This window comes from Streptomyces sp. NPDC050549 (genome assembly GCF_040655035.1).
Taxonomy (GTDB): domain Bacteria; phylum Actinomycetota; class Actinomycetes; order Streptomycetales; family Streptomycetaceae; genus Streptomyces.
In genome coordinates this window covers 347270-361873 of the sequence record NZ_JBFAJD010000001.1, presented here as the reverse complement: position 1 = coordinate 361873, position 14604 = coordinate 347270, and the positions used below count along the sequence as shown (strand labels likewise).

The 14604-nt window shown below is 69.6% G+C and carries 13 protein-coding genes; 1 reads left to right on the top strand and 12 read right to left on the bottom strand.

Translation table 11 applies throughout. The annotated features are described in order from the left end of the window. Nucleotides 1-132 precede the first annotated feature (132 nt). The 4 genes from AB0I51_RS01620 to AB0I51_RS01605 all read right to left on the bottom strand — a co-directional run bounded on the left by AB0I51_RS01620 (nt 133) and on the right by AB0I51_RS01605 (nt 3073). Nucleotides 133-1842 carry an LCP family protein gene (locus AB0I51_RS01620; protein ID WP_362970269.1) on the bottom strand — a complete coding sequence of 570 codons (1710 nt, stop codon included), beginning with the start codon at nt 1840-1842 and terminating at the stop codon, nt 133-135. A gap of 16 nt (nt 1843-1858) precedes the next feature. Beyond that, nucleotides 1859-2548: a nicotinate-nucleotide adenylyltransferase gene (nadD, locus tag AB0I51_RS01615; protein WP_362970267.1), complete on the bottom strand. Its 690-nt coding sequence runs from the start codon at nt 2546-2548 to the stop codon at nt 1859-1861. A 56-nt stretch (nt 2549-2604) separates the two neighbouring features. Continuing rightward, nucleotides 2605-2766 (bottom strand): hypothetical protein, encoded by a 162-nt coding sequence (locus tag AB0I51_RS01610; RefSeq protein ID WP_033285922.1) that lies wholly within the window; start codon nt 2764-2766, stop codon nt 2605-2607. A 145-nt stretch (nt 2767-2911) separates the two neighbouring features. Beyond that, nucleotides 2912-3073: a hypothetical protein gene (locus tag AB0I51_RS01605; protein ID WP_019065531.1), complete on the bottom strand. Its 162-nt coding sequence runs from the start codon at nt 3071-3073 to the stop codon at nt 2912-2914. 101 nt (nt 3074-3174) lie between these two features. On the opposite strand from AB0I51_RS01605, the gene AB0I51_RS01600 reads away from it, so the two are divergent. Beyond that, nucleotides 3175-4302, top strand: a complete 1128-nt coding sequence (locus AB0I51_RS01600) for a M48 family metallopeptidase (RefSeq protein ID WP_362970264.1) — start codon at nt 3175-3177, stop codon at nt 4300-4302. A 62-nt stretch (nt 4303-4364) separates the two neighbouring features. Here the strand turns inward: AB0I51_RS01600 and AB0I51_RS01595 are convergent, their stop codons facing one another. From AB0I51_RS01595 to AB0I51_RS01560, 8 genes are all read right to left on the bottom strand, one after another. Next, nucleotides 4365-5435, bottom strand: coding sequence for a hypothetical protein (locus tag AB0I51_RS01595; protein WP_362970262.1), 1071 nt, complete (start codon nt 5433-5435; stop codon nt 4365-4367). An 89-nt stretch (nt 5436-5524) separates the two neighbouring features. Next, complete coding sequence (locus AB0I51_RS01590; RefSeq protein ID WP_362970260.1) at nt 5525-6133, bottom strand: hypothetical protein; 609 nt, start codon at nt 6131-6133, stop codon at nt 5525-5527. Nucleotides 6134-6226: 93 nt separating this feature from the next. After that, nucleotides 6227-7513 (bottom strand): glutamate-5-semialdehyde dehydrogenase, encoded by a 1287-nt coding sequence (locus AB0I51_RS01585; RefSeq protein WP_362970258.1) that lies wholly within the window; start codon nt 7511-7513, stop codon nt 6227-6229. Nucleotides 7514-7595: 82 nt separating this feature from the next. Beyond that, on the bottom strand, nt 7596-8054 hold the full coding sequence (locus AB0I51_RS01580) for a hypothetical protein (RefSeq protein WP_362971117.1): 459 nt from the start codon (nt 8052-8054) through the stop codon (nt 7596-7598). Between the two features lie 143 nt (nt 8055-8197). Further along, nucleotides 8198-9304 (bottom strand): glutamate 5-kinase, encoded by a 1107-nt coding sequence (gene proB, locus AB0I51_RS01575; RefSeq protein WP_362971115.1) that lies wholly within the window; start codon nt 9302-9304, stop codon nt 8198-8200. Between the two features lie 215 nt (nt 9305-9519). Continuing rightward, nucleotides 9520-10704 carry a glycosyltransferase family 2 protein gene (locus AB0I51_RS01570; protein WP_362970256.1) on the bottom strand — a complete coding sequence of 395 codons (1185 nt, stop codon included), beginning with the start codon at nt 10702-10704 and terminating at the stop codon, nt 9520-9522. Between the two features lie 177 nt (nt 10705-10881). Next, a complete protein-coding gene (locus tag AB0I51_RS01565) occupies nt 10882-12960 on the bottom strand; it encodes a hypothetical protein (RefSeq protein ID WP_362970254.1) in 2079 nt (692 codons plus the stop codon). A 59-nt stretch (nt 12961-13019) separates the two neighbouring features. Beyond that, nucleotides 13020-14513 carry a bifunctional cytidylyltransferase/SDR family oxidoreductase gene (locus AB0I51_RS01560; protein ID WP_362970252.1) on the bottom strand — a complete coding sequence of 498 codons (1494 nt, stop codon included), beginning with the start codon at nt 14511-14513 and terminating at the stop codon, nt 13020-13022. Nucleotides 14514-14604 lie beyond the last annotated feature (91 nt).

Sequence of the window (14604 nt, the reverse complement as noted above, 5' to 3'; positions counted from 1 at the left end):
AACAGACCTCAAGGGTCTCACGGACCGCGGACGGCACCCCACGTGAATGACGGATCACGCCCCGGACGTCGGCCCGGACACCGGCTCCGGCCTCCGGGGCGTGCGCTCCGTCACACAGTCACCGCACCGTCGTCATGATGCCGACGACGGTTTGTAGTCCTCTCCCAGTACGACCGAGACGTCCGCGTTCGCGGAGACCGTGCCCTTGGTCACGGTGCTGGTGGGCAGGCCCAGGGTCTTGGCGACCTCGGTGGCGTTCTCCTTGTCGGCCGCGTCGGAGTACGTGATCTTGGATTTGGCCGAGGCCGCGGACGCCGTGCCGGCCTCCAGGAAGGTGAAGCCGCCGTTGAGGAGGACGACGCGGGCCTTCTCGGTGTCGTCCTTGACGCCGGTGGCGTTCTGGACGGCGACCCGGACCGCCGAACCCGCGTCGGGGCTCTTCGCGGTGCCGCCGAGGACGTCCTTCACGACGCCGGCGGAGGCCTGCGCGGTCAGGGTGCCGTCGTTCTGGACAGGAAGCAGGGCCGTCTTGTAGGCGCCGCTCTTGGCGAGGTCGGCGAGCTTGGCGAGGAAGGTGCCGAGGTCCTTGTCGGTGAGGGGCGGGTCGAGGATCTGGGCCAGTGTCTGCACGGTGGTGGTGGCCGCCGTGGGGTCCGAGGTCAGCTGGCGCAGCACGCCCTGCATGACTTGCCCGAACCGCTCCAGCTGGGCGTTCTGGGATTCGCCGGAGGCACGGTAGGTGGCGTAGGCGACGGCCATCTTGCCGCTGAGGGTCTGGTCCTTGCCCTTGTGGACGAGGGGCGCGGCGCCCTTCTTCGTGGCGGCCGGGTCGGGCACGTCGGCGTTGGTGTCGATGTCGATGTTGCCGACGAGGTCGACCAGGTTCTGCAGGTAGGGGGTGTCGAGGCGCCAGGTGCCCTCGATGTCGGTGCCGAGGACCGTGTTGAGCTGGTCGACGGTCCCGGAGGTGCCGTCGTCGTCGACCGACTTGGCCAGCGTCGTCGTGTTGCCGTCGTCGTCCGTGAGGGCGAGCGAGTTGGGCAGCAGCACGGTGGTGCCCTGCTTGAGGGTGGTGTTGTCGACGAGCAGCACCGAGGAGGTGCCGCCCTTCGCGGTGTTGTGCAGATGGACGACGATCACGTCGCGGTTCTGGGCACCCGCGGCCGTCGTGGTGCCGGTCTTCGAGTCGGACGAGGAGACTCCGGGGATCTTCCCGGCATACCAGAGGTAGCCGACCCCGCCGGACACGACCAGCGCGAGGGCCACGACGAGGGCGACCATGCGGCCACGGGCGCGGCGCTTGGCCTCCTCGCGGCGCTCGGTGCGGTTCTCGGTGAAGTTCAGCCAGTCGATGACGTCCTCGGAGTCGTCGGTCGGCTCCTCCACGAAGGCGAACTGCTCGGTGCGGTAGTCCCGTTCACCTGCCTCCGGGGTCTTCGGGGCTTCCGTCTCCTCGGCCGGGCCGGCCTGCTGCGGGATGTAGGCGGTCTGCTCGGCGACCCGGGGCTGCTGTCCGCCCGTCGCGGTCTGCCCGTAGGGGTCGTAGGCCGTCGTGGTCCCGGTGGCGTACGGGTCGTAGCCGGCCTGGGGCGTCTGCCGGCTGTCGTAGGCCTGCTGGGCGCCCGTGTCGTAGTCGGGCGTCTGCTGCTGGGTGCCGGTGGCGTACGGGTCGTAGGCGTAGCCCTGCTGTTGCTGCTGCCCGTACGGGTCGTACGGCTGTTGCTGCGGGGGCTGTTGGGTCTGCTGGGCCGGGACCTGCCGGTAGACAGGCTGGTTGTACTCGTCGTAGCCGACGAGCTCGTACTGGTCGCCGCCGTACCCGGCGTCGTATCGGTCGTTCACCGGTGCCCCTCTCGGCTCACTCGCCGCGGTACAGCTCGCGCTTGTCGATATAGCGCACGACTCCGTCGGGCACCAGGTACCAGACCGGATCACCCTTGGCGACTCTCGCACGGCAGTCTGTGGAGGAGATGGCCAGCGCGGGAACCTCGACCAGCGAGACACCGCCCTCCGGGAGGCCCGGGTCGGTCAGTGTGTGGCCGGGCCGGGTCACCCCGATGAAGTGCGCGAGGGAGAACAGTTCCTCCGCGTCCCGCCAGGTCAGGATCGCACCGAGGGCGTCGGCGCCGGTGATGAAGAAGAGGTCCGCGTCGGGGTTGAGCGCGCGCAGGTCGCGGAGGGTGTCCGTGGTGTAGGTGGGGCCGCCGCGGTCGATGTCGATACGGCTCACCGAGAACTGGGGGTTCTCGGCGGTCGCGATGACCGTCATCAGGTAGCGGTCCTCGGCCGGCGCCACCTTGCGGTCGGTCTTCTGCCACGGCTGACCGGTCGGGACGAAGATCACCTCGTCCAGGTGGAACTGCGCGGCGACCTCACTGGCCGCCACCAGGTGTCCGTGGTGGATCGGGTCGAACGTTCCGCCCATGACGCCGAGACGGCGCTTGCCGGGGTTCGACGGGCCGTTGTTGCGCGGGCCGTTCACCATTCGGTTCTCCGTGCCGCGCGTCGTGTCGTTCGCCGGACCGGTAGGCATGTCCTGCTCTCCCATGCGTGCAGACCCTACCGGCCCGGTGTGGAGGCCCCGTTACCGTCCGGGGGCGGACCCTAGCGATCGCGGTTGAAGCGGGTGGTGATCCACAGCAGGAGCATCAGGACGATGAACGCGCCGCCACCGGTGATGATCGGCTGGAGGCTCTCGTGGTTGCCCCCGCCCTCCCCCTCGGCGGCAAGAGTGACCAACTGGGCAGCAGTGCCGTGGATGCTCATCTTCAGCAGAACCTATCCGGTGTGGGCGGGATAAAGATGTCGGCCCATGGTAAGCGGGCACCCCGGTGGCGATCACGCCGACTCCGCCATTGGGAACCGGACACGGAACTCGACATGCGCGTCGGCAGGGAACTCGACGGGCGTCTCAGTCGTCCTTCTGTTTGTATCCGCGCAGCAGGAACCACGCGGTCAGGATGCAGCCGAGGAACATCACGACCAGTACGACCCTGAGCAGATCCCCCGATCCGTGCTGGGGGGCGGCGTTCGCGGCCTCTGCGAGCCAGGCGGCTGCGGAATGGGGCTCCATGCGTTGACTCCTTCGCTGTACTGCCCGTCCACGGTATCTCCGCCTAGGCTGGGCTCTGCTTCGGGGGCACTCAGCGCACACAGACGCACATGGGGGACCACATGTCCGAAGACGGCCACGAGCAGAACGCGCACGAGAACGTGCCGAGCAGGCAGCGCAGGCGCTTCCCGGGGATCTCCTCGCGCGCGTACGAGCACCCGGCCGACCGCTCCGCCCTGGTGGCGCTGCGCAAACTGAGCGGGTTCGACACGGTGTTCAAGGCGCTCAGCGGGCTGCTGCCCGAGCGCAGTCTGCGCCTGCTGTTCCTGTCCGACTCGGTGCGGGTGTCGGACCAGCAGTTCTCGCACCTCAACGACATGCTGCGGGACGCCTGTTACATCCTGGACCTGGAGAAGGTCCCGCCGATGTACGTCACCCAGGACCCGCAGCCCAACGCGATGTGCATCGGCCTGGACGAGCCGATCATCGTCGTCACCACCGGCCTGGTCGAGCTGCTCGACGAGGAGGAGATGCGGGCGGTCGTCGGCCACGAGGTGGGCCACGCGCTGTCCGGCCACTCGGTGTACCGCACGATCCTGCTGTTCCTGACCAGCCTGGCGCTGAAGGTCGCCTGGATCCCGCTGGGCAACCTCGCGATCCTGGCGATCGTGACGGCGCTGCGCGAGTGGTTCCGCAAGTCGGAGCTGTCCGCCGACCGCGCGGGTCTGCTGGTCGGCCAGGACCTGCGGGCCTCGATGCGCGGCCTGATGAAGATCGCGGGCGGGAACCACCTGCACGAGATGAACGTGGACGCGTTCCTCCAGCAGGCCGAGGAGTTCGAGTCGGGCGGCGACCTGCGCGACTCGGTGCTGAAGATCCTGAACGTGCTGCCCCGCTCCCACCCGTTCACCACGGTGCGCGCGGCCGAGCTGAAGAAGTGGGCCGAGTCCCGCGACTACCAGCGGATCATGGACGGCCACTACCCGCGGCGCAGCGAGGACAAGGACACCTCGGTCACGGACTCGTTCCGCGAGTCGGCGGCGAGCTACGCCAGCAACGTCAAGAGCTCCAAGGACCCGCTGATGAAGCTGGTCAGCGACATCGCCGGCGGCGCGGGCGACCTGGGCGGCCGGGTGCGGCGCGGCTTCGGCGGCTTCGCGAGCTCGACCCCGCAGGACGGACCGCCGACCGAGTCGGCCAACGGCACGGAGCAGCCGCCCACGGACACCCCGCCGCGCGACGGGGACTGACCCGGCCGATACACACCGGGCTCACACCTGTGACGGCCTCGCACAGCCGTGGCTGAGCGGTTTCACACCTTCGGCTGTGCGCCGGCCGCCAGTGAGCCGCACAGGGCCGCGGCATCGCCCGTGGCGAACGGGTCGGTGCCGGCCGGGCCGCCCGCCTTGGCGGTCTGGCCGGCCAGCAGGGGCCGCAGGTAGGTGACGGAGTCCTCGGCGCAGGACAGGGGCCCGGCCTGGAGGTAGGAGGCGATGATCTGGGCCTGGTCCATGCGCAGGTCGTCGCGGTCGAAGCGGAACTGGAGCTCGCGGCGGACGGTGAACAGGGACGCCTCTGCCTTGTCGCCGGAGCCGGTCGGCCGGAGCGCGTAGACGAAGGTTCCGTCGGCGGTGACCTCAAGGGTGGACGAGTCGATCTCGGTGGCCTGGAGGGTGCCCTGGACGCGGATCTTGCGGTCGGCCAGCTCGGCGCGTGCCGGATCGAAGCGAACCAGCCATCCGGTGGGCTCGTGCCGGCCGTCGGCGGCCGGGTGCTCGAAGCTCTGGTCGAACTGGTCGAGCTGGTCGGGGTCGACGAGGACGCGCGCGGGGCGGATCTGCCCGCCGGTGAGCACGGCCGGGTAGAGCGACGACTCCACGATGTAGTCCTTGGCGGTGCTCAGGGCGGCCACGACCTGGCTGTCCGAGAAGTGCTCGGTGCGCCGCGCGGCCGGCAGCGGTATGCCGTCACCGCCGACGTCGAACTGCGCGGCGGGGCTGTGCGCGAAGAGGTACTCGGCGTCGGCCGCCCCCGGCACCTTGCCCTGGGGGGACAGCGGGATGACGGTCATCCGCAGCGGCTCGGCGGGCTGCTGGGCCGTGGGGGTCGTATAGGGGTGCCGTACGCCCATGTAGATCGCGGTGCCGAAGGCGATGGCGATCAGCATGACCAGGATCAGGGCCTGGCGGGAGAGACCGCGGCGCAGGGCCGGGCGGCGGCGGACGGCGGGGGTGTGGTCGGCCATGCGCTCCCGGGCGGAGAACTCCTGGAGACGGGCAGCACGGACGAACGACTCGTCGAACACGACGGATCGGTACTCGTCCTCACCACCCCCGGGAGCGCCCTCGGGCGTCCCCTCGGGTGGGTCTCCTGGACCGCCCATACTTTCAGAGTAGGTCTCCGGAGCCTCTGGTAAACGCGCTGGTACACGACAAGTTCTGACAGGTTCTCACCGAGCCGGTCACCGATCGCTCAGGGCGTGCGCGGTACGGCCGACAGCGGTGGCTGGGAGTTGTCCGCGGAAACGGAGGGTGCCGCCGCCGTGCCCTGTTCAACGCCCGTGGAGGCCGGGGGCGGAACGCGGTCCCTGCTGCCCGAGGACGCGCCGCGGTAGACCGCCGAGAAGGCCAGGGCGACCATGCCGATGCCCATCACCAGGGCGAGCAGCCAGGCGACGGGGCGGTGCCAGCGCACCTGTTTGCCGTAGGTTCCCGGGGCGCCGTAGCGGCCCTCGACGAGGTCGGTGTCGTCCAGGTCGTCGAGTTCCGGATCATGGCCGAAACCACGTCCGTAGGTCTCCTCGAAGAGGTCGTCGTCGCCTCGCGGGCCTCTGCCGCGCTGGGTCCGGCGCGCTTCGGCCTCGGAAGCCTCGGCTCCCGCCTGCGCGGCGGCAAGGAGACGCTCGACGGCGGTCGGCTCGTGTACTACGGCCGCCCGTACGAAGGCCTCGTCGAAGACCACGGAGTCGAATTCTTCGTCCGACATTCCGCGGTCGTGGTCGTCGTCGGGCTCCCAGCCGTCAGGGAACGGCGTGCCCCCCACGTCCTCCGGCACCTCTCCAGAGTAGACCTGGGGGGTCAATTTGGGCAGGCGGTAGGGAAATTCATCCGCAGGGTGAGATACCTCTCCACCCACGAGGACCTATGCCCGACGCATATGCCAAAAGCCTCTGGTTCAGCGGCGGATGTGCCCGTCGCCGGTGACGATGTACTTGGTGCTCGTCAGTTCCGGCAGGCCCATCGGGCCCCGTGCGTGCAGCTTCTGGGTGGAGATTCCGATCTCCGCGCCGAAGCCGAACTGGCCGCCGTCCGTGAAGCGCGTGGAGGCGTTCACGGCGACCGTGGTGGAGTCGACCAGCTGGGTGAAGCGGCGGGCGGCCTGCTGGGAGGAGGTGACGATCGCCTCGGTGTGGCCGGAGCTCCACAGCCGGATGTGCTGGACGGCCTTGTCGAGCGAGTCGACGACGGCGGCGGCGATGTCGTAGGAGAGGTACTCGGTGTCCCAGTCCTCCGGCGTGGCCTCCACGACCGTGGCCTTGGAGTCCTTGGCGTACGCGAGCACGCGTTCGTCGGCGTGCACGGTGACGCCGGCCTCGGCGAGGGCGTCCAGGGCGCGGGGCAGGAACTCGGGGGCGATGTCCTGGTGGACGAGGAGGGTCTCGGCGGCGTTGCAGACGCTGGGCCGCTGGGCCTTGGAGTTGATCAGGATGTCGATGGCCATGTCGAGGTCGGCGTGGGCGTCGACGTAGACGTGGCAGTTGCCGACGCCGGTCTCGATGACGGGGACCGTGGACTCGGTGACGACGGTCTGGATCAGCGAGGCGCCGCCGCGCGGAATCAGCACGTCGACCAGGCCCCGGGCGCGCATCAGTTCGCGGACGCTCTCGCGGCTCTCGCCGGGCACCAGCTGCACGGCGTCGGCGGGCAGTCCGGCGCCGCCCACGGCGTCGCGGATGACGCGTACGAGGGCGGTGTTGGACTCGTAGGCGGAGGCCGAGCCGCGCAGCAGGACCGCGTTGCCGGACTTGAGGCAGAGGGCGGCGGCGTCGACCGTCACGTTCGGGCGGGCCTCGTAGATGATGCCGACGACACCGAGGGGGACACGGACCTGGCGCAGGTCGATGCCGTTCGGGAGGGTCGAGCCGCGCACGACCTCGCCGACCGGGTCGGGCAGCGCGACGACGTCCCGTACGTCGGAGGCGATGGCCCGGACGCGCTCGGGGGTGAGGGTCAGCCGGTCGATGACCGTCTCGCTGGTGCCGGCCTCGCGGGCCTTGGCGATGTCCTTGGCGTTGGCCTCGACGATTTCGCTCGTACGGACCTCCAGCGCGTCCGCGATGGCGAGCAGCGCGTCGTCCTTCTCGGCCCGGGGCAGCGGCGCGAGGTCGGCGGCGGCGGACTTGGCGCGGTAGGCGGCCCGGGTGACCGGGGACATGGAGTCGTACGGCGAGAGCGTGGTCATGAGGGAAGGGTAGTGCGCCTGGCGGAGGCGTCCACCGGCTATCCCAAACCGCGAGACAGGCGCGGAAGGGCCCGAAGACGGCTCAAAACGGATGTACGCCGACCGGGGTCGCGGGCAGCGGGCCGTAGCCCTCGGAGATGCGCTGGTGGTAGGTCTCGCGGTCGATGACCTCCAGGCCGACGATCTCCCACGGCGGCAGCTTGGCGGTCCGGCGGTGCTCGCCCCACAGGCGCAGCGCGACAGCGGCGGCGTCGTGGAGGTCGCGGGCCTCCTCCCAGTAGCGGATCTCCGCGTGGTCGTTGGCGTAGCGGCTGGTCAGCAGAAAGGGGTGGTCGTGGGCGAGCTGTTCCAGACCGCGCCGCACCTCCTTCAGCGGGGCCTCGCCGCCGGAGACGCTGAGGGTGACATGCCACAGCCGGGGAAGGTCCTTGGGTTCCTCGCCCTCGTACCGGGCGCCGGCCGCGACGCTCGTCAGCGTGCGCTCCTCGCCGGGCGCGCGGGAGGTGGCACCACCGCGGGACGCCGCCGCCCCAGGGCGCACTCGTCTCACGACGGCCTCCTTACGCAATGGTCGAGCTGCTGTGCTCGCGCGGATGGGTCCCTGAGCAAAGTTGAGCAGGCGCAGGGCGTCCGTGTGGCACTTTTGCGGAACGTCCACCGAGGGAGGCGGACGTTTCGGTTGTTTTACGGGTGGAGGACCACCAGGTCGTCCCTGTGTACGACTTCCCTCTCGTACGACGGCCCCAGCTCCCGCGCCAGTTCCCTGGTGGAGCGGCCGATCAGCTGGGGGATCTCCTTGGCGTCGAAGTTGACGAGCCCCCGCGCGACCGGGTGTCCCGCGCCGTCCCGGAGTTCGACGGGGTCGCCCGCGCTGAACTCGCCCTCGACGGCGGCGATCCCGGCCGGCAACAGCGACATCCGGCGCTGTACGACCGCGCGCACGGCACCGTCGTCGAGCGTCAGCGAGCCCTGGGGCGTGGACGCGTGCTGCAGCCAGAGCAGCCGGTCCGCGGAGCGCTTGCCGGTGGCGTGGAAGTACGTGCCCGTGTCACCGCCACTCAGTGCGTCGGTCGCGTGGACCGCGCTGGTGAGCACGACGGGGATGCCGGCGGCGGCGGCGATCCGGGCCGCCTCGACCTTGGTGACCATGCCGCCGGTGCCGACGCCGGCCTTGCCCGCGCTGCCGATCTCGACATGGGCGAGGTCCTGCGGGCCCCGTACTTCCGCTATCCGCGAGGTGCCCGGTTTGCTGGGGTCCCCGTCGTAGACGCCGTCGATGTCGGAGAGAAGGACCAGCAGGTCGGCGTGGACGAGGTGGGCGACGAGGGCGGCGAGCCGGTCGTTGTCGCCGAAGCGGATCTCGTCCGTGGCAACGGTGTCGTTCTCGTTGACGATCGGGAGGGCACCCATGGCGAGGAGTTTGTCGAGGGTGCGGGAGGCGTTGCGGTGGTGGGAGCGGCGGCTCATGTCGTCGGAGGTGAGCAGGACCTGTCCGACGCGGATGCCGTAGCGGGCGAAGGAGGCGGTGTAGCGGGCCACGAGCAGTCCCTGGCCGACGCTGGCGGCGGCCTGCTGGCGGGCCAGGTCCTTGGGACGGCGGCGCAGTCCGAGCGGGGCGAGTCCTGCGGCGATGGCGCCGGAGGAGACGAGGACGACCTCTCTCTCGCCTCCGCTGCGGCTCTTGGCGAGGACGTCGACGAGTGCGTCGACGCGGTCGGCGTCCAGGCCGCCGGCCGCGGTGGTCAGTGAGGAGGAACCCACCTTGACGACAATCCTGCGGGCCTCGGTCACGGCCTGCCTTGCGGCTGCCACGGGCGGAATCCCCTCGGGTAGTTCGGGTGACCCGCGGCAATTTACGCGAACCGGGTGGGGGTGTGCACGTTGGTCCAGGTCGCGGACAGATGGGTTGAGTTCCAGGTGCGAGTGAGTGGGGGCTGGTCGCGCCCCGCGGCGGAGCCGCAAATCGACACAGCCCCGCGCCCCTGAAAACACCTGCACTGCTCCCACTACTTCAGTGCCCGCCGTACCTTTCGCGCCACCTTGCGCAGGAACACACCCGCTCCCCCCTCCCGATACCCCTGCACCCCACGAGCCTCCCGCGGCTCCGCAAGGTAGACCGAGTCCGGCAGCCCCGCATCACCCGATCGGAAGTGCGGATACGCCAGGTACACCCGCCGCCCCCGCCCCTCCACCACCGCCTCGGGGCGCTTCTTCGACTTGATGAACTCGACGACTTCCAGGAGGAGTTCGGGGCTTTCCTGGGCCACCAGATGCAGTCGCAGCCGTTCGTCGACCTTGAGGCGGACGGCGACCTCGTCGGTCCAGTGCGCGGCCATCAGCGGCTTCGCGAGTTCGAACTTGTGGCGTCTGACCTGCTCGCTGTCCCCCAGGTACTTCGGGCCGAACTGCGGAAGGAGGGTGACCAGGAACGGGCGGAGCATCAGCTTGTCGCGCTCGACGCCCGCGGGCACCATCTCCGCGATGAGGTTCATCAACGCGCGCGCGGAGTCGAAGCGCAGGGTGTAACTCCCGCTCTTCGTCACGTGTTTGCCGTCGTCGCGGCCCACCAGGTAGTAGCAGGTGTGGTCGGCGATCACGGAGACGCCGTCGGCCCGCAGATAGGCCTCCATCGTGAACAGCGCGTCCTCGCCGGTGAACAGCGACTCGTCGAACCGCATGCTGTGCCGCTCCAGCAGCGCCCGCCGGAACAGCTTCTGGGCGCTCAGCGTGAACTTGATGTTGGAGTGGAAGACGTCGGTGCGCTCCAGCGTCTCGACCCATGCTGCCTTGGGCGGGACCCGGTTGATGCCCTCGACCTTGCCGAGCACCACGTCGGTGCCGTTGCGGTCGGCCATCGCGACCATGCGTTCCAGGGCCTCGGGGGCGAGGCGGTCGTCGGCGTCGAGGAAGAAGACGTAGCGGCCGGCCGCCTTGCCGAGGCCGACGTTGCGCGGGGAGCTGGGGCCGCCGGAGTTCTCCTGGCGGATCACCGTGACGTGGGTCGCGGCGCGGGCCGCGAACTGCTCCAGGTACTCCCCCGTGCCGTCGGTCGAGCCGTCGTCGACGGCGACGACCTCGATCCGGGCCGGGTCCAGGGTCTGTGCCTCGACCGAACGCAGGCACTCCACGAGGTACGGCATCGCCTCGTACGCCCCGATGACCACGGTCACATCAGGCTGCGTCACGGTCACGCGCTCCCCTTTGTCCATGGAGTGTTTCCCCTGTATCGGCCGGATCGCCATCTACAAGACGGCCGACCGGGTGGATCGGTTGTCCTCCGTCGGCAGGGGATACGCAAAAGAGCCCGGTTTTCGAGGATCACTCCCCAAGAACCGGGCTCTTCTTGACCAAATTCTGACCCGCGCAGGTCAGCCGACCGTGGGGTCGGCCGACAGGTGGGCCTCCGTCGGACTCGCCGCGTCGCCGGTGGCCGCCGACCGCTCCTGGCCGACGTTGCGGGCCTCTGACTTGAGCGCCAGGTCCCGTACCGCGGTGTTGAACTGCTCGATGGAGGTGGGCTCGTCCGGGCCGAGCAGGTACTCCTTGAGTTCCTTGCGGTCCTCGGCCAGCGGGTCGGCGTCCGGGGCGCGGACCGCCGCCAGCAGCTCGCCCAGTTCGGCGGCCTTGTTGGAGAGGATCACGGCGGCGCGCACCGCGGTGTTCTGCCGCTTGAACTCCTCCACGCCCAGCTTCGCGGAGTCGGTGACCGCGTACGGCTTGCCGCTCGCGATGAAGTCGGAGACCACGCTGGAGATGTCGGAGACCATCGCGTCGGACACGTTGAAGCAGTCGTACAGGCGCGGTTCGGCGCCGGAGATGACCCGGTGCTCGAAGGTGCCGAAGGACTTCCAGTACGCGTCGTTCCACTCGGCGCGCAGCCGGGCGATCTCCTCGTACTTGGCCAGGTCGACCACGCCGTCGCGGGTGAGCTCGGCCTCGTCGCCCTTGTCGGCGGGGCCGCCGGAGAGTTCGGTGATCCGGGCCTCGATGCGGGCCATGTCGGCCTTGGCCTTGGTCTGCGCGGCGGCGTCGGCCTGGAAGCGCGGGTCGGTCGCGCGCTGGGCGGCGGCCTTCTCCACCAGGGCGGTGACCTTGCGGTGCGCGGAGCCGGCCGCGGAGCTGACGGTGCCGGTGAAGGGGTGCGGCTTGTACAGGACCCGGACCGGCGGGTCGGCCTTGAGCAGCTTCTTCACGATGTTCTCGCCGGCCAGCAGCAGGGAGGTGTTGCCGGGGTCGTTGTCCCAGCCCTCCCAGGTCGGCGCGTAGAGGACGGTGGGGATACGGCCCTCGGGCACGCCCTGCCAGCCCAGGATGGGGGCGAGCTGCGGGCGGCCGACCTCGACGATGTCGTCGTCGCGGACACCGACGTCGGCGATGGCGTAGCGGTCGCGGCCGGCGCGGCCGGCGGTCCACACCTCGTCGTAGACCTTGCTGAACGGGTTGACGCTGGCCAGCTTGTCGCTGTCGCCGTGGCCGATGAAGACGTGCTTCATGGTGGGGACGCGCAGCAGGTGGATGTTCTTGCCGACGTTGGCCGCGTACAGCGCGACGCGCACGCTGGAGAGGTCCATGTTCATCAGGTGCACGCCGCCGGGGACGCAGATGACGGGGACCTTGGTGGGGGCGAGGTTCTGCAGGATGACGCGCTCACGGAGCAGGACCAGGGGCCGGGTGTCCAGCTGCTCCATGGTCTCCAGCCACATGTTGACCTGGTACGCCGAGTCCTTGGAGCCGGAGAAGCAGAGCACGGTCTGCGGCTGGTACTCGTGCAGCCAGTCGTCGACGGCTTCGAGGATGACCTCGGCGGTCGGCGGGATCTTCGTACCCCGTATGTACGGGACGAGTGCGAGGACGTAGAGGGTGCCGAGGAACAGGGTGACGCCGATGCCGATGAAGGCGGCGACGGCCGAGTCCAGCTGCGCGGAGATCAGCAGGCCCACGACGGCGAACAGGTCGAGGTGGAGCATCTTCTCGGCGGAGCGCTCCAGCAGGCCGAACGGCGGGGCGTCCGGGATGTTGATGCGCGAGCCGAGGTCGACGTTGCGGGTGGCGACCGGCATCCGGCGACGGTTGCGGATCAGCGTGACGACGGCGCCGTGCGGGGCCTGGAGGCCGTAGAAGGCGATGAAGCAGGCGATCGCGCCGTAGAAGATCAGGTGGTCCGAGAGGTCCATGCGGGCCAGCAGGAGGATCAGCAGGAGCTGGCGGATCAGGAAGCGGATGGACAGGCCCGCCCTGACCTTGCTGAGGCGGTTGACCAGATAGCTGCCCTGGCGGTGCAGATAGTGGTCGGCGACGTACGTCACGACGGCCGCCGCGGCGAAGGCGGGGACGCTCGGGACGAGCGCGGCCAGCATGAGGGCGGGGAAGCCCAGCATCATGAGGACGGCCGCGGCGAGCTCGGCCGCGCTGCCCACGCGGGCAACGCGGATGGCGGTGGAAATCACTGATAAACCTGCTCTTAGGGGTTTTGAGTAATTTACCGGGATCTCAGAGTCAGGCTTAATTAAACGCCGTCCTGGACGTCCAGCACCGAGGCGAGGGCGGCCTCGAAGCCGGAGGCCTTGGCCGCGCCGGCCGTCGGGTCCTGCTGGCGGACGTCGATGACATGGCCGGTCAGCTCGGACAGCAGCACGTCGAGCGAGGTGCGGGCGACGGCCTCGGAGGAGAGCAGGGTGCCCGAGGGCTCCTGGCCGAAGGCCTTGGTGCGCATCGGGGTGGCGGTGCGCTCCGGGTTGATGCAGTTGACGCGGATGCCGTCGCCGGCCCACTCGTCGGACAGGGCCTGCGTGAGGTTGACCATCGCGGCCTTGGTCGAGGAGTACAGGCTGTACTCGGCGCGGCCCCGGGTGTAGCTGCTGGAGGTGTAGAGCAGCAGCTGGCCCTTGGTCTCGGCGAGGTACTTGTACGCGGAACGGGCGATCTGCACCGGCGCCAGGTAGTTGACCTTCAGCGCTTCCTCGATGGTCGCGTTGTCCGTCTCGGCCAGCTTGCCGATGCGCAGCACGCCCGCGGTGTTGATGACGTGGTCGATGCGCCCGGTCTCGGCGTAGGCCTTGGACAGCGCGTCGTCGACCTCCTCCGGGTTCTCGACGTGCGTGCCGGTGGTGGAGCGGCCCAGCGCGTAGACCTTGGCGCCGTAGCCCTCGGCGAGCTCGGCGATGTCCTTGCCGATGCCGTACGAGCCGCCGAAGACGACCAGTGTCTTGCCGGTGAGCAGCTCGCGGTAGGCGGCCTCGTCGACCTGCTCGGGGGCGGCCGTGGAGGCGAGCTGGAAGAGCTTGTCGGCGATGAAGACGTCGACGGGCTGGGTGACCTTCATGTTGTACTCGTCGCCCGCGACGACGTGGATCGGCACGTCCGGCAGGTACTTCAGTACGACGCTGCAGTCGTCGGTGGCCTGGAAGTTCGGGTCTCCGGCGGCGACCTCGTAGGCGCGGCGGATCGTGGACAGCTTGAACGCCTGGGGCGTCTGGCCGCGGCGCAGCCGGGAGCGGTCCGGGATCTCGGTGATGAACTCGCCGTCGTCGCCGTGCGTGCGGGTCACGATGATGGTGTCCGCGGAGGGGATGGCCACGTCGACGGCCTGGAAGCGCTGCAGGGCGATCACGCAGTCGTCGATCACGCGCTGCGAGAGCAGGGGGCGCACGGCGTCGTGGAAGAGGACGTTGGCGTCCTCGCCCTCGGCCAGGCCCTCGCCGAGGGCGGCGATGGCGCGCTCGGTGGTCTCGTTCCGCGTGGAGCCGCCCTCGATGATCCGGGTGACCTTCTCGAAGCCGGCCTTCGCGACGATCTTCTCGACGTCGGGAACATAGCCCGGCGCCATCAGAACGATGATGTCGTCGATCGACTCGGCGTTCTCGAAAGTGGTCAGGGTGTGCTCGATGACTGCCTTGCCGGCGATCTTCAGCAGCTGCTTGGGGATCGAGAGACCCACGCGCTGGCCGGTACCGCCGGCCAGGATCACTGCGGTGGTGCGGGGCTTGGCTATGTGCGACACAGGCGACCTTGACCTACCTCGGGACAACGGGGGAACTGGCAAATGGTCCCACTCACGGTTACCGCAGTGCAAGGCGAGTGACCTCCGCCGC